Raw genomic sequence first — 20,912 nt, 5'->3', positions numbered from 1 at the left:
GCATGAAATAAACATAACAAGACTAACGTTTTTAGTTATTTACCCATCAACTAAATATACTATTCATGCAAAAAATACAATTGACTTTTTCAGTTTTTCTTTTTTGGATTACTTTTTTCACGATTCTATCATATAGTACTTATGCACAAGTAACAAATGATACATTAATAGCATCACAATACTTTAAAAAGGCAGATTCTTTATTAATAGATAAGAAGTATGATAGTTCTATAGAATTCTTTTCAAAAGCATTGCCTATTTATAAAAATGCAAAAACCTGGGAAAGGTTAGCAGCATGTTATAATGGAATATCAGAAAATCAATGGCGAAACAGAAAACTTGAAGAAGCGCTCTCTAGTGCTAAAAAAGTATTAGAGATCAATTCTAACTATATTGGAAAAAATACATTTCAAGAAGCTAGAGCGTATGATAATATTGGGAATTATTATCAAGGAATTCCCAATTATGATAAAGCTTTACCTTATTTTCAAAAAGCATTAAAAATTAAACAGAAGTTGTTTCATGGAAACCATCCTGATATTGCAATATCATATGGTAAATTAGCGATAATACATTATTATATATCTGATTATCAAGAGGCTATACGTTTTCAAAAAAAGGTATTAGAGATAAACTTAACTATTTTTGGTGCTGAACATCAAAAAACCGCGAACGCATATAATAATATTGGTGTTTTTTATGATAGCCTTGGGAAAGATTTTAAAGCCCTTGAATATTATAAAAAAAATCTTGCAATAATAATCAAAAAAATTGGAGAAAATCATCTTCAAGTGGGTCATGGTTATACTAATATTGGTACATCCTATTCTGACCTTAGACAAGATGATAATGCTTTGAATTATTATCAAAAAGCTTTGGCGATTTATACTGAAAAAGAAGATTTAAAAGGATTATCTGTAACATATGTTAATATAGGAGTTGTTTTAATTAATAAAGGAGAATATGATAAAGCATTACAATACTTTAAAAAGAGCCTACATATAAGGCTTGATTTCTATGGAAAACATCATCCAAAGGTTGCAGATGTTTATATGAATATTGGGGTTAATTTTCGAGATATAAAAAAGTATGATAAGGCATTACAATATTATAGTAAAGGATTACAAATCTATAAGGATTCATATGGGAAAAACAATGATAAAGTTGCAAATATATATACAAATATAGGAAACGTTTATACTGATAAAGGAGAGTATGATACAGCATTAAATTATCTTAAAAAAGCTTTAGAAATACGTAGTACAATCTTTGATAAAAATAATTTTGAAAACACAAAATCATATAAAAACATTGGAGATCTCTACCTTAAAAAGGGGGAGTATGATAATGCATTATTATATTATCAAAAGAATTTAAGCATTCTGCAAAATGAATATGGAGAACAACATATGCTTACGGTTGATTCTTACATTAAAACTGCGATAACTTATAAAGAATTAAAAGAGTACCCGAAAGCACTTTTTTATTTTAACAAGGCATTACTAAATAATATCAAAAATGATGATAAGATGATTTTAGAGAATACTTTTGATCCAAATTATTTTTTTGAGTCAAAATTACTATTAGAAGCTCTTCATGAAAAAGCCAAAACGTTACAATTACAATACTTAAAAAATAACAACATAAAGGAACTTGATCAAAGTATTATAGTCTATAAAAAAGCAGATATATTGATCAGTCATATCCGACAATCTTTTCAGAATTATCAGGATAAAGTATGGTTCGCAAAACAAACAAAAGAAATCTATAAAGATGCAATTAAGGCGCAATTATTATATAAAAACAAACAAGATCCAAAACCATTAGAAAAAGCGATACATTACGTCGAAAAGAGTAAAGCCAACACCTTAAAAGAATTGTTGAATACCTCGGTTGCTAAAAACTTCGTAGGACTACCTGAAGACTTAGTGGCATTAGAAAAAGAACTAAGAACCAACAGATCTTTTTATCAATCCAAAATCACAGAAGAGCAGTCAGAAAAAGAGATCGATACTTCAAAAGTTACCTATTATGAGAATAAACTATTTGATATTAATAGGCGACAAGATTCATTGACAGAGAATTTAGAAAAAAATTACCCCAAGTACCATCAACTTAAATATAAAAATGATGTTATATCGGCTGGTGATATCCAACAACAACTGGATGATATGACCACAGTAGTAGAATTTTTTACAGAAGATAGTACTACTTATGCTTTTACAATTTCTAAACATGAAATTAATGTACAAGAACTATCTACTCCAAAACTTACCAAGCAAATTGAGGCATTTCGTAAAAGTATTATTGCCAAAAATACAGGAGTATATAAACAACAAGCATATGCTTTGTATAATACACTTATAGCACCGATTAAAGATAAATTGGTTGGAGATCAACTCATCATTATCCCCGATGGACCATTATGGCATCTTAATTTTGAATTAATACTCACTCAAAAAGATGATTCTAATAATCCAGCCCTTTTATCTTATTTACTTAAAGAGTATGCGGTTACCTATGCCAATGCTGCAACACTATTATTTAATTCTTTTAAAAGTGATCCAGAAACTAAACCATTACAAGAATGCCTGGCATTTTCTTTTTCAGATAGTACTCAAACTACAGACTCCCGTACAATGAGTATGGCCACTCTAAGAGATGCTGGTGATGATCTACCAGGAACCCGTAAAGAGATCAAGGCCATTTCTGATATTATCGATGGGCAATACTATTTTGGATCACAAGCTATAGAAGCTAATTTTAAGAGCAATGCAGGTCAATACAACATTCTACACCTTGCACTACATGGAGAGGTAGATAACGAACGCCCAGAGAACTCTAAACTCTATTTTACCAAGAGTAAAGACACCATAGAAGACAACCTACTCTATAGTCATGAGCTGTTTGCTCTGGATATCCCTGCAGAACTCACTGTACTTAGTGCCTGTAATACAGGTAGTGGTAAGATTGCCAAAGGAGAAGGGATTATGAGTTTGGGTACTGCTTTTCGGTATGCGGGGACCAAAAGTTTGTTACTCACCAGCTGGGAGGTATCGGATCAAACCACACCAGAGTTAATGAAATATTTCTACACCAATCTTAAGGCAGGAATGCATAAAGGTAAAGCCTTACAGCAAGCTAAACTACAATACCTAAGTACTGCTAATATCAATCGTACAGATCCTTTTTATTGGGGAGGATTTTACCTGGTAGGAGATACTACTGCAATGCAGTTTAATAACAATACCCAACTGTATTGGATTTTAGGATTGGGAGCTGTAGCAGCTATACTCTTGGTGGTGTTTTTGTATAGGAGGAGAACAAACAATACTTGATATTTGTTTAATTATTTGAGTTGTCATCCCAGCGTAGGCTGGGATCCATTTGAAAGATGTTTAAAGTATAGATTTGCCTAAATAAGACGACCGTTAACTAAGAGTTATGGATAATTCAAGTTAAATGCCTACTTTTGTACAAGTTCTTTGGAATTCAATTGATATAGAATACCATACTCCATAGTTTATGAATTTATGTTTAATTTTTAAAACTATGTATGATGAATTGGAAAATTCAAAAACTATTGAATGGTGAGACTATTGTCTCCAAAGAACCTGGTAATTCTATGTTACCCATCTTAAAATCAAAACAACCTGTAATACTTGAACCCGTACATTGGGAAGATTGCGAAGCAGGAGACATTGTTTTTTGTAAAGTGAGAGGGAACTGTTTTACGCATTTGGTCAAAGGAAAAAATGCTAAACGAGGATTGCTGATCGGTAATAACCGAGGACGCCTTAACGGGTGGACCAAAAATGTATATGGTAAAGTAATAGAGATATTACCAATGTCATAGAGATAGCGCTGAGAGCGCTTTTTTTGTTTGTATACATCACTTATTATATACTATTTTATCAAAGTAAATCTAAATGACTACTCGCAATAGAGGAAGAGAAGCTAGTGATGATCGATTGTTTGGAGAGTTACCGATGCAGGAAAAATTAAAAGCAGCAGCAAAAGATATGTTGTATCTCCTTTCTCACGGTTATGCAGAAAAATCATCTGTACAGTTGGTAGGAAATCGCTATACCCTTAATGCACGACAGCAAAGAGCTTTGCGTGGTATGAGTTGTAGTGAACAACAAATTGCGATTCGTAATAAAAATAGGGTAACGTCAAAAATGTTAAAAGGGCAAATCATAGCGATAGACGGATTTAACTTATTGATTATTCTCGAAAGTGCCTTGTCTGGAGCATATATTTTTAAAGGACTTGATGGATATTATCGCGATGTATCTGGTGTTCATGGCACCTATAAACGAGTTCAAAAAACAGAGGAAGCCCTTCTAATAATAGGAAATACACTTAACAAACTTGGAGTAAGTGGGGTACATTGGTATTTTGATGCTCCGGTTTCTAACAGTGGGCGATTAAAAACAACACTTCGGGAATTAGCAGAACAGCATGATTTTCCCTGGACAATAGATTTGGTTAATAACCCAGATAAGGAATTAGCAAGCTCAGCACATATTGTAGTAAGCTCTGATGCCTGGATATTGGATAGAGCACAAAAAAATACAAACCTGGCCGCTTACCTTATTGATCATTATATCCAGGAGGCGAATATAATATATGCAGAATAACACCAAACAAATATCTTAGTTTGGTATAATACTTCAAAATAAGAGTTCCCTAACTCAAAACTACCGTTCACTCATTCTGTGTTTTGTAAAATGATATTGCGCTTTACATTTGAGTAAACCAATGAGCATATAAACACTTTATCTAGTATCTAAACTTGGAACAAGGGGTAAAAAAGTAAAATTCGAAAGGAAGAAATGTAGTGTTTAGATATAGAAACAAGATAATATAGGTTCATTCCTAAAATATATTTGATGGATGTTGGAGGAATAATTTTAGGTTGGTTTAGTGTGTGAAACGGATGCGACAAGGGGTAGTCGTATCCGTTTTGATTAAAAAAAGAGCTTCTTATATAAGAAGCTCTTTTCTGGTTAAAATAAGGAAGAAGTCAGTAACTTGGTATCACCTTTTTTTATTTGGATCAAACCATTCTCCCCTAGCGTTGGTATATACCGTTTTAGTGTCGTTACCTATAGCAAGGATTAATTTGTAATTTCCAATCTTGTCAGTATAGGCTTCAGAAATACTAGCTTCTGGAAAATCTTTTTCAACAGCGGCTTTAATGATTTCAGAAAGCTTGTCTATTTTAACTTGTTTGTAATCTTGCTGATTGGTAGAAGCTTCTATTTTAGTAATAGGTAAAGCTTCTTCGACTTCTTGTGCAGATACGGTTTCGAATGAAAATAGAACAACACATATAGCAGCTATGATACTTATCTTTTTCATATTTTTTAGAATTAGTTTTTGTTATACTTTACTATATAAAAAGAAATTATCATTCCAGAGTTTGAAACAATTTCTATAATGTTTAAAATATTGATTATCAATTGATTGTGTTTTTTGTGTTTTCGGGTTGTTACTTCAAAACTGTTGATCCGATATACCAATTGTGGATTTATTTCACATTTAGAAAAGAAAAGATGCAGAAATATAGATTATGTTTTCATCAGATTTATTATGATAATTTTTACACTAACTAAGAGAAGAGTTTCTACTTTTGATCATGAATTCAATTTTATATTATATAAATTATAAAAGGGTTAAGTAGCTCATTTTGTAGTTTTTTTTATTCTCAACTTAAAAATTTATAACCAAAATAATGAAGTACACTACATTACCTGGTACAGATATACGAGTAAGTAAAATATGCCTGGGAAGCATGACCTGGGGAGAGCAAAATACCGAAGAAGAAGGGCATCAACAGTTAGACTACGCCATCGATAAAGGAGTTAATTTTATTGATACGGCAGAGTTATATTCTGTGCCGGCAAATAAGGAAACCCAAGGAAGTACAGAAAGAATTATCGGGACATGGTTAAAAAAAACAAATAAACGGGATGAGGTAGTTATTGCTACCAAAATTGTAGGCCCCAGAGATTTTGTTAATCATATTCGTACAGGAGGTTTTACAAAGGCAGAATTTACTGATGCGATACATAAAAGCTTACAGCGCTTACAAACTGATTATATTGATCTGTATCAATTGCATTGGCCAGAACGAAACACCAATTTCTTTGGAGTTAGAGGATATGCACATGACGAAGCAGAGCGATGGGAGGATAATTTTGGTGAAGTATTAAGTTACCTTCAGGATTTTGTTGTGGCAGGAAAGATAAGACAAATAGGTCTTTCTAATGAAACACCTTATGGGGTAATGCGCTATGCTGAAGAAGCTCGAAAAGGAGCACCAAAAATGATTACAGTTCAAAATCCATATAATTTATTAAACCGAAAAGATGAGGTAGGTCTTACCGAAGTTTTACATCGTGAAAATATTGGGCATTTACCCTATTCTCCTCTTGGTTTTGGGCAATTAACAGGAAAATATCTCGAGGAAACCCCAAAAAATGCCAGAGTAACCTTATTTCCGCAATTTGCAAGATATCATAACGAGAAATCGTTTGAAGCAACAAGGGCGTATAATGAGATAGCAAAAAAACATGGTATAAGCTTGACTCAAATGGCTTTGGCATTTATAAATGACCGTCCTTTTGTAACTAGTAATATTATTGGTGCTACATCACTGGATCAGTTAAAAGAAAATATTGGTAGTATCGATATCACACTTTCTGATGCAATTTTAGATGAGATTGAGGCAGTACATGAAAATAATCCTAACCCCGCTCCTTAACCAAATAAAAACTCAACTACATCTTCGATTTTGGTAACCATCTGAATTTGAATTTGAGTATTTTTCAAGGATATTTTATTGTATTTAGAAACAAAGATAGTAGAGAAACCTAGTTTCTCTGCTTCTTGTATACGTTGTTCTACTTTGGTTACCGGGCGTATTTCTCCTGCCAGGCCAACCTCTGCAGCAAAGCAAAAGTCTTTGGGTATAGGAATGTCCTCACTTGAGGATAATATGGCAGCAACTACTGCCAGATCAATTGCAGGGTCATCTACAGAGATGCCTCCTGTGATATTAAGGAATACATCTTTGGCTCCCAACCTAAAACCAGCACGTTTCTCTAAAACTGCCAGGATCATATTAAGACGTTTAAGGTTGTATCCTGTTGCACTGCGTTGCGGGGTCCCATATACTGCAGTACTCACCAAAGCTTGTACTTCTATCATGAGTGGTCGCATACCTTCTACAGTAGAAGCTATAGCGGTACCACTTAATTCTTCTTCTTTTTTAGAAATTAAAATCTCGCTGGGATTAGTAACTTCTCGTAGACCGCTTCCCTGCATTTCATAAATCCCTAATTCAGAAGTAGATCCAAATCTATTTTTTAAAGCACGTAAAATTCTGTATACATGGTTTCGATCTCCTTCAAACTGTAGTACGGTATCAACCATATGCTCCAGAATTTTTGGACCGGCGATATTACCATCTTTTGTGATATGGCCAATTAATACTACAGGCGTTGCCGTTTCTTTGGCAAACTTGATTAATTCTGTAGTGCATTCTCTGATCTGAGAAATACTTCCTGCACTACTTTCTATATAATCACTGTGCAAGGTTTGGATAGAATCTATAATAACAATATCGGGTTGAGTTTCCTCAATCTGCTTAAAGATATTTTGAGTCTTGGTTTCGGTAAGCACTAAGCAATTATCTGTTTTAGAATGAATACGTTCTGCACGCATCTTGATTTGCTGCTGACTTTCTTCTCCAGAAACATATAATGTTTTATATGGTAATTTAAGACTAATTTGTAGTAGCAATGTACTTTTTCCTATTCCTGGTTCGCCTCCCAGTAGTGTTAAAGAACCAGGCACCAACCCTCCTCCAAGTACACGATTTAATTCGGCGTCATCTGTATTATAACGAGCTTCCTGGCTAGTGTCAATTTCTGAAATTCGTAAGGGCTTGGCTGTTCTATTTGTTTTAGGACTAGATGTAGCACTTTTCCAATCACTGGTCGAAGCTTTTTGAACGATTTCTTCGGCAATAGTATTCCACTCTTTACAGGATGTACATTGTCCTTGCCATTTAGAGTATTGTGCTCCACAATTCTGACAGAAAAAAACAGTTTTGGTCTTAGCCATAGAAGATTGATAAGAGTGTAAAAATACTATTATTTTAATAATACAGTACACAAAAATGAACTCCTAAAATAACTATCAAATATTTTTGCTTGGATTTCAAAAACCAACTTTCTTAATTGAAAATATAGTATATTTAGTACTTAACCAATAATAGTATACAATCATGAAAATTCTAAAATTGACAGGAGTAAAACCAATACGTAAAATTGCTCAAAAAGAAATTAATGGAGGAGGAAGACCCAACTGTATTGATCGTGCATGCATGGGAGCCTGTATGCAAACGGGTCAGACGCCTTACGAGTGCTATATCGAATGTATGATTTGTTAAAATCAATAGCATTCAAAAAACAAAAAGATCCTGTTTTCAGGATCTTTTTTTATGCGTGTGACTGGTAGGTTTACCAACCAAAATCTTCTTTAATTTTGTTAACCTTATCCAGCATATAATCTTTGGTTAAGAAAGCAACTTCAGAGAGTTGAAAACCACTTTCATAAGCTCTCATAGCTTTTTTGGGTTCTCCTGTTTGTTCATAGAACATACCTAAATAATAATGCCCCAGCATTAAATCAGAATGCTCTTTTATAGCTAGCTTACCTAAAGGTTCTAATTCTGACCAGTTTTCCTTTTTTTCGAGAGCAGTAGATACAGCAATAAAATCGTTAATTCTTATTTTACGTTTAATACCATACAGTTTTTCTGTAGTTTTATACATATCTACAAGATAGTCATAGGGCGAAGTTTCTAGTGTAAGAAGAACTTCTTTATATGTTTTCTTGCTTATCGGGCGATACATTTCAAAAATACCTTCGAGAGCATTAGGAATAGCTTTTCCAACCAAAGTATAATGAGAAGATTCTTCAAAGTTATCAAAGAAATAGCTCATTTCAGGATTTTCTATTACAGAGAGTTTCTCATCTAATGCAATGAGGTTCTTTTTGATATTATCGGCATCATTAGTTGCAGTAGCCAGGTAATACCAAATGTCGGATGAAGTCTCTAATTTGCTCGAAATTCGATCCCCCATTGGTGGCCCTAATTCTGGGCTAATACATACATATCCCTGAAAAATAGGATTGTCTTTAAACAAAAAGTAATTTATAAAATTAGCAGTATAATCATGCCCAACAATAATTTTAAGTTGTGCGGTACGATAATTTTCATTTAGGTAAGGAACAAGCTCTTGTCCTATAAATTCATAAAATTCTGCTCCTTTTAGAGTGGGTAAAAACTCTGCGGTATCATATCTGCAATCATCTTCTCTGGTTTTTCTTTGATTAACACCAACAACGATTGATTCTGGCATATCTTCCCAATAGGAAAAATAATCCACATTTCCGGCAACGGGTTCGAATAAGTAATCCCCATCAAGAACAATAATCAAGGGATATATTTTGTCTTCATTTTTCTTATAATTACGCGGAAGCTGAATTTTTAACTCTCTACTTTGGTCTAATTTGATAGATCTGAAAGACTCATATATTGTTTGTCCATAGCTGGAAACAACAAAAATACAAGCTATAATAAGAGTCACACTTTTTTTCATAAGTATTAGGATTAAGGTTAAGCAAGGGACAATATATAAATTATTTCGTTATTGTTCTCTATTTAAAATAGGGAGAAACAAAAAGGATAACGCCCCAATGACTATATTTATTGCGGTCTGTGAGGTCCATAATATCCAGCCAAAAGCTTCTCCTGCTGGTTTTTCGATATCAAAAAGTAATAAAATTGCAGCAATAGCGATAGGAAATGCACCAATACCTCCATTAGTAGTAGACATAGCAAATGATCCCGCTACAAAGGTGGCCAATATGGGGCCTATAGATAAAGAAGCAGTTTCGGGAACCGTAAATTTAATAACATAAAACATCACGACATAAAGTGTCCATATAAGAAAAGTATGAAACACAAAAGCTCTTTTTTGCCTTATCTTAGAAATGCTTTTTACTCCTTCTAGAAGACCATTTCCAAAATTTCGCAATTTAATAAGTATTGGATTGCTAGAAGTTTTTATGATTTTAAGGAACATTATTCCGAAAAGTATTAGTCCAAGTAAAATAGCAAGAGTAATAAAAGGGCTTGCAATTTTTTCTTCTAAGTACGATAAAAGAAGTTCTGATTGAAAAAGTAGTGTGATGCCTATCACTAATAAAAGCATAAGCAAATCAATAACTCGTTCTGAGATAATGGTTCCGAAAGCTTTTTTAAAAGGAACACCTTCATACGTTGATATCGTACCACCACGTAGAATTTCTCCAGATCTTGGGATTCCCAGATTTGCAAGATATCCCACCATAACAGCCATAAAACTATTGGATAGTTTGATTGGATACCCCAAAGGTTCTAATAAAAATTTCCACCGGTATGCTCTTGAGAGATGGGAGATAATTCCCAAAATTACAGAAAGAATAATCCATTTGGGATCTGCTTGCGTAATATACTGAAGCGTTTTTTGTCTTTCTTCTGGGGTTGCCGAAGTGATGGAATACCAAATTAAAAAAACTCCCAATGCTAAAGGGAGTATAATTTTAAGAAACTTTATAAGTTTAGGGTTCACTATTTATTTTAATAAATTATTTTCCTCGTTTGGGAAAAGAAGTCTTGGTTTGAAGTTTTTAGCTTCTTCAATATCCATCATGGCATAGGTGATTAGTATTAATACGTCTCCTTTTGCTACTTTTCGAGCAGCAGCACCATTTAATGTAATTTCACCACTGTTTCTGGGTCCTGGGATAGCGTAAGTTTCTAAACGCTCTCCATTATTATTATTTACAATCTGTACCTTTTCTCCTTCAACAATATTAGCAGCATCCATTAGATCTTGATCTATTGTTATACTACCGATATAATTAAGATCGGCACCAGTCACCTTAACGCGATGAATTTTTGATTTTACTACGTGTACAAACATGTTACAAAGTTAGTTATTTTTTAATTTAGGGCAATGTTATCAATGAGTCTTATTTCTCCTGCAAATACAGCTATAAAAGCTCTGTATTTGGTATCTTTTTGTTTTCGTTTAATGGACTTTAAGTCAGGTACCTTTGCAATTTCAAAGTATTCTAATTTTAACTCATCATTGTTTTTGAATTGTTCTGACACCCATTTGTTTAAGGTATGAACACTTTTTGTGCCAAAGTCTTTTTTTACCTGCTTCAGAGTCGAATAAATCAAAGGAGATTCACTAAGTTGTTTCTGATTAAGTCTTTTGTTTCGAGAGCTTAAAGCTAATCCACTTTCTTCTCTATAGATAGGGCAACCAATAATTTGAACTGACATTTTTTCAATTTCAACTAATTTTTTAACAATTTGAAGTTGTTGAAAATCTTTTTCGCCAAAGTAGGCTTTATCTGGATTAACAATAGTAAAGAAATGTTTTAAGACTGTCCCGACTCCATCAAAATGACCAGGCCTGTATTTGCCCTCCATTTCATTTTCTAACCCCCCAAAATCATAATTAATCGATAACATTTCATCTCCGTACACCTCTTTTGGTGTAGGAGCAAATACAATTATTTCTTTAGATAATTCTGATAAAAGCTCAATATCAGAATCCAAAGTTCGAGGATAATTAACTAAATCTTCGGTAGTATTAAACTGTGTAGGGTTTACAAAAATACTAACTACAACTTTTTGATTTTCCTTGAGAGCTCTTTCTATTAGTGCAAGATGACCCTTATGCAATGCTCCCATTGTGGGAACAAAACCAATAGTTTTGTTCTGCTTATTAAAAGCTGCAACATCGTCTAGTATATCTCGTCTTTTTCCGTGTACCCGCATTTGGTGTATAACTTAAAGGCGTGCAAAAATAAGATATTACTGGCAGACTGCATAAATTTTCGTAATTTTGCAAAATTAATTCCAAAAGGAGGACGATAAAAGTATCGATTATATGAAAGATAAGAGGATATTGTATGTATCATCAGAAGTAATACCTTACCTGCCAGAGACTGAAATCTCATCTATGTCTTTTGAAGCACCAAGAATGGTAAATAATAAAGGGGGGCAAATAAGAATTTTTATGCCTAGATATGGCAATATCAATGAGAGGAGGCATCAGTTGCACGAAGTAATTCGGCTTTCGGGTATGAATTTAGTGATTAATGACCTGGATATGCCCCTTATTATTAAAGTTGCTTCGATTCCAAAAGAACGAATGCAAGTTTATTTTATCGATAATGAGGATTATTTTAAAAGAAAAGCAACGTTAACTGATGAAGAAGGAAAATTATTTCCAGATAATGATGAGCGAGCAATCTTTTTTGCCAAAGGAGTGATTGAAACAGTTAAGAAATTAAACTGGTCACCAGATGTGATTCATGTGCATGGATGGTTAGCTTCTCTTTTACCATTATACTTAAAGAATTATTATGCTAATGAACCTCTTTTTGGTCAAAGTAAAATTGTTACTTCTGTATATAATAATGGTTATGACGGGATATTGGATAAGAATATGTTGGAAAAAGTAAAGTTTGACGGAATAGATGAAGAAAAAATAAGTGATTTAGCTCAACCAACATATAGTAACCTTATGAAGGTGGCTGTTGATAATTCTGATGCTATTATTGTGGGGTCCGAAGAAATTCCATCTGAGCTTGTAGAACATTTAAAAACAATAGACCAACCAGTTTTAGAATATAAAAAACCAGATGAATTTGCTGATGCCTATGAAAACTTCTATCAGACAGAGGTATTGGTGTAAGCGTAAGCAAAACGACGAAATTATTTATGAAATTGAAGAATATTTTAATTAGAATAACGGCTATAGTAGCTGTTGTTTTTACCTTTTTGTCTTGTAACGATGATTTTGATTCTGTTGGTAGTGAGGTTGTTGGAGGTGTTAATTTTGAAGACAAGCAGTACTCTATAGAGCCGATAGCATATAGTAAAAAATTCGAAAGAGTACGTACAAATAGTTTGCCAATTGATCAACGAGGAACTGCTCATTCTAATTTGTTAGGAGTCTATAATGATCCTATATATGGACAATCAGTATATAGTATTTTATCCCAGATTGAACCTTCAAAATTTGATCCAACTTTCGGGACTAAAGCAGTATTAGACAGTGTTGTTTTTAGTTTGCCATATTTTAGTACCGCGACAAGCACAGCATCGGTTCAAATAGGTAATGTTACCGAGACAGCAACTACTTATAGATTGGATTCAATTTATGGAAACCAACCTGTTAAACTCTCGTTGTATAAATCTAATTACTTTTTAAGAGATTTTGATCCAGAATCTAATGAAAGACAAGTCTATTATTCTGATGATGTCGAAACTAATTTTGGTGCAGAAGTAGAACAAACATTGCTTTATACTAATAATAGTTTTGTTCCTTCTGCTAAAGAAATTATTACAACAACCGAAACGGTTACCAATGGGGAGACTACAACCAAAAGAGAGCGGTTAACTCCTAGGTTAAGAGTTGAACTTCCAGATGAGGCAAAAACCCTGTTTTCAACGTTGTTTCTGGATAAAGTAGGTAGTCCAGAACTTAGCAGTGTAAATAATTTTAGAAATTATTTTAGAGGAATTTATATTAAGGTAGAACCTGTTAATAATAACGGAAATCTAATATACCTTAATACAAGAAATGCTCAGATAACCCTTTATTACAGTTTTGAAGAAACCGCAAATGAGGTTACTACAATTAAACAAGATAAACTGGATTTAAATTTTACTAATACTTTTATAAATTCTATAAATACTACCTTAGATCCAACCATTGCTGAAGAGCTAAAAGAAGAGAACCAGGATATGGTAAATGGAGAAGATAATTTGTATCTAAAAGGTGGTGATGGTTCATATGCAGTAATCGATTTATTTGGAGGCAATGTTACTAATGAAAATGGCGAAGAAGAAAATGAACTTAGTTTCTTAAAAAGGCAAGATTGGTTAATTAACGATGCAAGTTTAAAATTCTATATAGACCAGGATAAAGTAACGGGAGGAGATACAGAACCCGAAAGAATCTTTATATTTAATATTGAGACAGGAGGAGTTCTTCTCGATTATTTTTTGGATGGAAGTGCTAATGCAGATACTCCCTTGACTTCTGTTATTAGCCATTTGGGAAGAATCAGTCGTGATTCTGATAAGAACGGAGAATTTTATAGAATAAGAATGACACAACATATCCTAAACATTTTAAAAGGTGAAATTGAAAATACTAAACTAGGATTATCAGTGTCTCAAAACGTAAACATATTAACAAACGCAATAGGCGATACCCCTACAACTAAAAATGAGATGATTCCCTCCTCATCAATAGTTTCCCATGAAGGGACAGTGCTCTATGGAAATGGAGTAAATGTTCCTGAATCAAAACGTTTAAAACTTGATATTTTTTATACATCATCAAAGGAAAACTAACAATATTTTAAAAACTTAAATTATGTGCGGAATTGTAGGGTACATAGGGCATAGAGAAGCCTATCCAATTGTTTTAAAAGGTTTAAAAAGATTAGAGTACAGAGGCTATGACTCTGCAGGGATAGCTCTTTACGATGGAAAAGACATCAAATTGTCTAAAACCAAAGGAAAAGTAGCAGATCTGGAAAAGCGATTATTAAAAGAAATTCCTACAAAAGGAACTATAGGAATAGGACACACCAGATGGGCGACACACGGAGTTCCTAATGATGTGAATTCACATCCACATTATTCTAACTCTGGTAATCTGGTAATCATTCATAACGGAATCATAGAAAATTATGATGCTCTCCGTAAAGAATTGATTAATCGAGGATATACATTTACCTCAGAAACTGATACAGAAGTATTAGTAAATCTTATAGAGGATGTAAAGACTAAAGAAAATGTAAAACTGGGTAAAGCAGTTCAGATCGCTCTAAATCAAACTATAGGGGCGTATGCAATTGCTGTTTTTGATAAGCAAAAACCAGATGAGATTGTTGTTGCAAGATTGGGTAGTCCGCTAGCTATCGGTGTGGGTGAAGATGAGTTTTTTATAGCCTCAGATGCATCTCCTTTTATAGAATATACAAATAATGCAATTTACCTCGAAGATGGTGAAATGGCTGTTGTAAGAAGAAATAAGGGGGTTAAAGTAAGGAATATTAAAGATGATAAACCAGTAGATCCATATTTGCAAGAACTACAAATTAATCTGGAGCAAATAGAAAAAGGAGGATATGATCATTTTATGCTCAAAGAAATTTATGAGCAGCCTAATGCGATTAGCGATACCTATAGAGGTAGAATGCGAGTTGCAGAAGGAATTATAAAAATGGCAGGTATCGATGATAACCTTGCTAAACTATTAAATGCAAAACGCATCATTGTTATTGCTTGTGGTACCTCATGGCACGCAGGTTTAGTAGCAGAATATATTTTTGAGGAATTAGTTCGTATACCTGTCGAGGTAGAGTATGCATCAGAGTTTAGATATCGAAACCCGGTAATACATCAGGATGATGTTGTAATCGCAATATCACAAAGTGGTGAGACGGCAGATACAATGGCTGCAATTAAACTTGCTAAAGAAAATGGAGCTTTTGTTTTTGGGGTCTGTAATGTGGTTGGATCTTCAATCTCTAGAGAAACTCATGCTGGAGCTTATACCCATGCCGGACCAGAAATAGGGGTTGCTTCTACAAAAGCATTTACGACTCAAATAACAGTACTATCTTTAATAGCATTAAAACTGGCAGAGAGAAAAGGAACAATTTCTAATAGCGATTTTCATTATTACCTGCAGGAATTAGAACGAATTCCAGAAAAAGTTAAAAAGACTTTAGAGTCTAATGATCATATTAAGTTTATCGCAGATACCTATAAAGATGCAAAAAATTTCCTGTATTTAGGTAGAGGCTATAATTTTCCTGTTGCATTAGAAGGAGCATTAAAATTAAAGGAGATATCATATATACATGCAGAAGGATACCCGGCAGCAGAAATGAAACATGGGCCAATAGCATTAATTGATGAACAAATGCCAGTTGTTGTAATAGCGACCAAAAAAGGACACTATGATAAAGTGGTAAGTAATATTCAGGAAATTAAATCCAGAAAAGGAAAGATTATCGGGATTGTTACAGAAGGAGATGTTACTGTGAAAGAACTGGCTGATCATGTTATAGAAATACCAGAAACAGAAGAGTTTTTGACACCTCTTCTTACAACAATACCACTGCAATTACTATCATATTATATTGCTGTAATGTTGGATAAAAATGTAGATCAACCAAGAAATCTTGCAAAGTCTGTAACTGTAGAATAACGAGTTCTCTTAAATAGAAATCAATTAAAATATGGTAACCCTATCTGGAAATTTTCGGATAGGGTTTTTAGCTTTTATTAGAACTTTTAATAGGGGTAGAATAATAAATAAAAACTACTAAATGATGATAATGCTGCATAATGGTTTTTTCAATAATGAAATCACAAAGTTTTGGCTATTTTATTGAAAGATTACTAAAAAAACGTATATTGTTGTCATAACTATTAAAACTTAGGGGCATGAAAAAAATTACATTAGTAATAATGATGATGGTATGCATTATTGCTACTGCGCAAACAACAATTAGCGGAAAAGTCGTTGATGATGGTAACCAACCTATTCCAGGAGCTAATATTACATTAAAAAATTCTTCTTCCGGAACAGTAGCAGATTTTGACGGTATTTTTACTTTAACAGTTCAGGAATCACCCCCTTTTACAATAATAGCCAGTTCTGTAGGATTTGAATCTTCATCAATAGATATATCTTCACAAACTGTAGATTTGACTATTGTATTGAAAGAAGGTACAGAGCTTGATGAAGTAGTCATTTCGGCTTCCAGAACTCCAGAACGTATATTCGAATCACCAGTAAGTGTTGAACGCTTCGGAATTAAAGAAATTAAAAATACACCTTCAGTAGATTTTTATGATGGATTAGAAAATCTTAAAGGAGTAGATATCAATACTAACAGTTTAACATTTAAATCAATTAATACTAGAGGTTTTGCAGATTTTGCTAATACGCGTTTTGTGCAATTGGTAGATGGAATGGATAACACAGCGCCCGCTCTTAATTTTGTATTGGGAAATCTGTTAGGGATGACAGAATTAGATGTCAATAGTGTAGAACTATTGCCTGGAGCATCTTCTGCACTATATGGAGCGAATGCTTTTAATGGAATTCTGTTTATGACAAGTAAAAACCCATTTGATCATCATGGGATTAGTGCATATTTTAAAGGCGGAATTACCTCACAAGAAGCAGCAGGAGATAATGAGTTTTATGATTACGGAATTAGGGTTGCGCATAAGTTCTCAGAGAAATTCGCCGCAAAAGCAAATTTCTCATACTTACGAGGTACAGATTGGTTTGCAACCAGTACTGTTAATGTTTTAAACCCAGCTACAGATAGGTCAGACCCTAATTATGACGGTCTTAATGTGTATGGTGATGAGGTAAGTACAAATATAAGAGGTGTAGGAGAAGCTCTTGTAAATAGAGGGGTTTTACCGGCTGGAGCCGAAAACTTGCTGCCAGACGAAAGTGTTAGTAGAACAGGGTATAATGAGCAAGATTTAAATGCTAATAAAGCAGAAAGTATAAAATTTGATGCAGCATTACACTATAGGCCATTTGCTAATGATTTTGAAGTTATTTATAACGGAAAAATAGGTAGAGGAACTACAATTTATCAAGGAGCAAATCGATATTCGATTCGTAATTTTTTCTTGCAGCAACATAAATTAGAATTTAAAAACAATAATTTTTTTGTTAGAGGATATTTAACAGATGAAAGTGCGGGAGATTCTTATGATACAAGATTTACCGGAATTAATATTAATAGAAAATGGAAAGATGATCAAACTTGGTTTGGAGAATATGCAGGAGCTTTCGTTCAGGCAACATTAGCGGGCCAATTGCCAGAGCAGGCGCACCTTATTGGGAGACAAACAGCCGATACAGGTCGTTTTATGCCAGGAACACCAGAATTCGAACAAGCCTTTAAAGCAGTAACCAGTGATCCTAATCTATTAACAGGATCAAAATTTCAAGACGCTTCTCAGTTAAAACATGTAGATGTTAACTATAATTTAAGTCATATTACAGGAGATTTTGCAGATATTCAGGTAGGAGGATCATTTAGAGAGTATAAATTGAATTCTTCAGGTACAATCTTTACGGATTTTGATGGACCAATTAGGTATTCTGAATATGGAGCATACACACAAATTCAGAAAAAATTTGCAGACGAAAGAGTAAAAGTAACAGGATCTATACGATATGATAAATCTGAATTATTTGATGGTAATTTATCACCTAGATTATCAATAGGATACACTTTGGGTAATGAGCGAAATCATAATATCCGTGCCTCTGTACAAACAGGGTTTAGAAACCCAACTACACAGGATTTATATATTGGTCTGGATGTAGGACGCGCAATATTGGTTGGATCAGCAAGAGATAATTTAGATAGAGATGTAAGATCATTTGATGATTTAAGTGGAGCAGGCGAAACTATTGTAGGGTCTGATACAGTTACTATAACAGGTAGAGCGGCCTATGAAAATTCATTTTCGGCAAGTTCTGTGACAAATGGAGCGCCAGAGGCTTCTGGAGCAACCCTTGTAGAGCCAGAAAAAATTACTGCTTTCGAAATAGGGTATCGTGGTAAAATAAAGAAATTTGTCATTGATCTAAGCGGGTATTATAACCAGTATAAAGATTTTATATCAACTGAAAATGTGCTAGTGCCATATTACGGTCAGGTAGGAGATGGAACGCTATCACTTCTTGCATTACAGAATGATGATTTTAAAGTGTATCAAGCATATACAAACTCAGATGTAGATATAAAATCTTTTGGAGCTACGATTGGTGTAAATACCAGGATTCCGGGGAATTTTGATTTAGGTGTTAATTATACTTACGCCGAACAGGATTTTGATAAAGATAAAGATCCTGATTTCAGAACTAATTTTAATACACCAAAACATAAAGTAAAAGCTACGTTTGGACATGCAAATTTGTTTAAAAATTTTGGATTTAACACGAGTTATCGTTGGACTGATAACTACTTGTGGGAAGCTTCATTTGGAGATGGTAATGTACCATCTTTCTCGGTAATCGATGCTCAGATAAATTATAAAATTCCAAAACTGAAAACTACTCTTAAAGTTGGTGCGACTAACATTGGAGGAGATGAATACTTCACAGCATTTGGAACTGGATTTATTGGATCCCAGTATTACATAGGCTTATCAATAAATAATTTGTAGGCTACGATTAAAAAAAACAATAAAAAAAGAACAGATGAATACTCAATATAAATGGTTAATACTCCTGTTGATTTTTGGATGTATTTCTTGCGAATCGGATGATGATGCTTCTACCACAGGTGAAGAAATAGTAATTACCTCAGGGAACGCAGATTTTTCAAAATATGTTTCCTTAGGAAATTCTCTAGCTGCCGGATTTACAGATGGCGCCTTGTTTATTGCTGGACAGGAAAATTCGATGCCTAATATTTTAGCAAAGCAATTTGCTCTGGCAGGGGGAGGAGAATTTACACAGCCTTTAATGAATGATAATATAGGAGGAGCCCTGATAGCAGGAACCCCTACTTTAAATCCAAGATTTTATTTTTATAGTGATCCAAATCCTGATCCGCCTAATGAATCAGGCCCACGATTATTAGGAACCACACCAGGAGATGATACTCCAGAAATACCTACCACAGAAATAACAAATATAATATCAGGACCTTTTAATAATATGGGAATTCCTGGAGCCAAAAGCTTTCATTTACCTGCAGCAGGATATGGTAATGTAGCAGGGTTACCAAGTATGGCTAATCCTTATTTTGTGAGAATTGCTTCTGGCCCTACAGCCTCTGTACTTGGAGATGCTATGGTTCAGAATCCAACATTTTTCTCGTTATGGATCGGTAATAACGATGTTTTGGGATATGCTTTGTCGGGAGGAGATGGTACAGATCCGATTACAGATGAAACTATATTTACGCAGGCTTATAATGCGATAATTACCACGTTAACTTCTGGTCAAGCAAAAGGAGTAGCGTTTAATATTCCTGATGTAACATCTATACCACATTTTACAACTGTGCCTTATAACCCTGTTCCTTTAGATGCTGCAACAGCAGGAGCTGTTAATCAGGGATATGCGGCCTATAATGCAGGATTGTTGCAAATAGAAGGCCTTGGAGGAATTGATGAAGCAGAAAGAAAAGCCAGAACAATCGAGTTTGCAGCAGGGCAAAATGCAGTAGTAATAGAAGATGAAAGTCTAACAAATCTAACTACGTCTGGTCTGCCAAATTACAGACATGCTACCGCAGAAGATTTATTAATATTACCAAGTTCTTCTTTTATTGGTACTACCGTTGGAGGAAATCCATTGTTAATAAACGGAGTTTCAGTTCCTTTAGAAGATAAATGGGTGTTAATACCTTCCGAACAACAGGAAATATCTGCTGCGACTACTACGTTTAATACTATAATAAGTACGGCAATACAGCAAGCTGGTTTAGCATTTGTAGATGCAAATACAATTCTTAAAGAAGCTTCAGAAAACGGAGTAATGTTTGATGATTTTTTACTGCGGGATGATTTGGTTTTTGGTGGTGCTTTTTCTTTAGATGGAGTGCACCCTACAGCTAGAGGCTATGCTTTTTTAGCAAATAAAGCAATAGAGTCTGTAAATACTACATACGGTTCTAATCTGCCAATGGTAAAAGCAGTAGATTATCCAACTTTTTATTCGGCTTTGTTAAAATAGAACGTGTAATCT

At 33.9% G+C, this 20,912-nt stretch carries 16 protein-coding genes; 10 read left to right on the top strand and 6 right to left on the bottom strand.

Annotation, left to right across the window (positions count from 1 at the left end):
* Positions 1-65: 65 nt before the first annotated feature.
* From NNH57_RS15710 to NNH57_RS15700, 3 genes are all read left to right on the top strand, one after another.
* The gene (locus NNH57_RS15710) at positions 66-3,338 is read left to right on the top strand and encodes a CHAT domain-containing protein (protein ID WP_254504198.1); all 3,273 of its coding nucleotides are present in this window, start codon (positions 66-68) and stop codon (positions 3,336-3,338) included.
* A 221-nt stretch (positions 3,339-3,559) separates the two neighbouring features.
* A complete protein-coding gene (locus NNH57_RS15705) occupies positions 3,560-3,856 on the top strand; it encodes a phage repressor protein (RefSeq protein WP_199915399.1) in 297 nt (98 codons plus the stop codon).
* A gap of 73 nt (positions 3,857-3,929) precedes the next feature.
* Positions 3,930-4,643 carry a DUF434 domain-containing protein gene (locus NNH57_RS15700; RefSeq protein ID WP_074406910.1) on the top strand — a complete coding sequence of 238 codons (714 nt, stop codon included), beginning with the start codon at positions 3,930-3,932 and terminating at the stop codon, positions 4,641-4,643.
* Between the two features lie 400 nt (positions 4,644-5,043).
* Here NNH57_RS15700 and NNH57_RS15695 read toward each other — a convergent pair whose 3' ends face one another.
* The gene (locus NNH57_RS15695) at positions 5,044-5,367 is read right to left on the bottom strand and encodes a hypothetical protein (protein ID WP_108807259.1); all 324 of its coding nucleotides are present in this window, start codon (positions 5,365-5,367) and stop codon (positions 5,044-5,046) included.
* 373 nt (positions 5,368-5,740) lie between these two features.
* Between NNH57_RS15695 and NNH57_RS15690 the strand changes: the two genes are divergently transcribed.
* Positions 5,741-6,772, top strand: a complete 1,032-nt coding sequence (locus NNH57_RS15690; RefSeq protein ID WP_108807260.1) for an aldo/keto reductase — start codon at positions 5,741-5,743, stop codon at positions 6,770-6,772.
* On the opposite strand, the gene radA is transcribed toward NNH57_RS15690, so the two are convergent.
* Complete coding sequence (gene radA, locus NNH57_RS15685) at positions 6,769-8,136, bottom strand: DNA repair protein RadA (RefSeq protein WP_108807261.1); 1,368 nt, start codon at positions 8,134-8,136, stop codon at positions 6,769-6,771. The genes NNH57_RS15690 and radA overlap by 4 nt on opposite strands.
* A 163-nt stretch (positions 8,137-8,299) precedes the next feature.
* Here radA and NNH57_RS15680 point away from each other — a divergent pair, with 163 nt between their 5' ends.
* Positions 8,300-8,464: a hypothetical protein gene (locus NNH57_RS15680; RefSeq protein ID WP_159099142.1), complete on the top strand. Its 165-nt coding sequence runs from the start codon at positions 8,300-8,302 to the stop codon at positions 8,462-8,464.
* Positions 8,465-8,534: 70 nt separating this feature from the next.
* Here NNH57_RS15680 and NNH57_RS15675 read toward each other — a convergent pair whose 3' ends face one another.
* The 4 genes from NNH57_RS15675 to panC are packed head-to-tail and all read right to left on the bottom strand — an operon-like array spanning position 8,535 to position 11,917.
* Complete coding sequence (locus NNH57_RS15675; protein ID WP_108807262.1) at positions 8,535-9,680, bottom strand: alpha/beta hydrolase; 1,146 nt, start codon at positions 9,678-9,680, stop codon at positions 8,535-8,537.
* Between the two features lie 48 nt (positions 9,681-9,728).
* Positions 9,729-10,694, bottom strand: coding sequence for a lysylphosphatidylglycerol synthase transmembrane domain-containing protein (locus NNH57_RS15670; protein ID WP_074406915.1), 966 nt, complete (start codon positions 10,692-10,694; stop codon positions 9,729-9,731).
* A gap of 3 nt (positions 10,695-10,697) precedes the next feature.
* Entirely contained in the window at positions 10,698-11,048 is a 351-nt protein-coding gene (panD, locus tag NNH57_RS15665) for an aspartate 1-decarboxylase (RefSeq protein WP_024768330.1), read from the bottom strand.
* A gap of 20 nt (positions 11,049-11,068) precedes the next feature.
* A complete protein-coding gene (gene panC, locus NNH57_RS15660) occupies positions 11,069-11,917 on the bottom strand; it encodes a pantoate--beta-alanine ligase (RefSeq protein ID WP_108807263.1) in 849 nt (282 codons plus the stop codon).
* Positions 11,918-12,029: 112 nt separating this feature from the next.
* Here panC and NNH57_RS15655 point away from each other — a divergent pair, with 112 nt between their 5' ends.
* The 5 genes from NNH57_RS15655 to NNH57_RS15635 all read left to right on the top strand — a co-directional run bounded on the left by NNH57_RS15655 (position 12,030) and on the right by NNH57_RS15635 (position 20,900).
* Positions 12,030-12,839: a glycogen/starch synthase gene (locus NNH57_RS15655; protein WP_074406917.1), complete on the top strand. Its 810-nt coding sequence runs from the start codon at positions 12,030-12,032 to the stop codon at positions 12,837-12,839.
* Positions 12,840-12,865: 26 nt separating this feature from the next.
* Complete coding sequence (locus NNH57_RS15650; protein WP_108807264.1) at positions 12,866-14,509, top strand: DUF4270 domain-containing protein; 1,644 nt, start codon at positions 12,866-12,868, stop codon at positions 14,507-14,509.
* Between the two features lie 22 nt (positions 14,510-14,531).
* A complete protein-coding gene (gene glmS / locus NNH57_RS15645; protein ID WP_074406919.1) occupies positions 14,532-16,379 on the top strand; it encodes a glutamine--fructose-6-phosphate transaminase (isomerizing) in 1,848 nt (615 codons plus the stop codon).
* 239 nt (positions 16,380-16,618) lie between these two features.
* Positions 16,619-19,381, top strand: a complete 2,763-nt coding sequence (locus NNH57_RS15640; RefSeq protein ID WP_108807265.1) for a TonB-dependent receptor — start codon at positions 16,619-16,621, stop codon at positions 19,379-19,381.
* Positions 19,382-19,415: 34 nt separating this feature from the next.
* Positions 19,416-20,900, top strand: a complete 1,485-nt coding sequence (locus tag NNH57_RS15635; protein WP_108807266.1) for a G-D-S-L family lipolytic protein — start codon at positions 19,416-19,418, stop codon at positions 20,898-20,900.
* The last annotated feature ends 12 nt before the right edge of the window (positions 20,901-20,912 follow it).

It is taken from the genome of Aquimarina spinulae, assembly GCF_943373825.1.
Classification (GTDB): Bacteria; Bacteroidota; Bacteroidia; order Flavobacteriales; family Flavobacteriaceae; genus Aquimarina; species Aquimarina spinulae.
The sequence above is the reverse complement of the archived record's forward strand: the minus strand, read 5'-3'. Positions and strand labels throughout refer to the sequence as shown.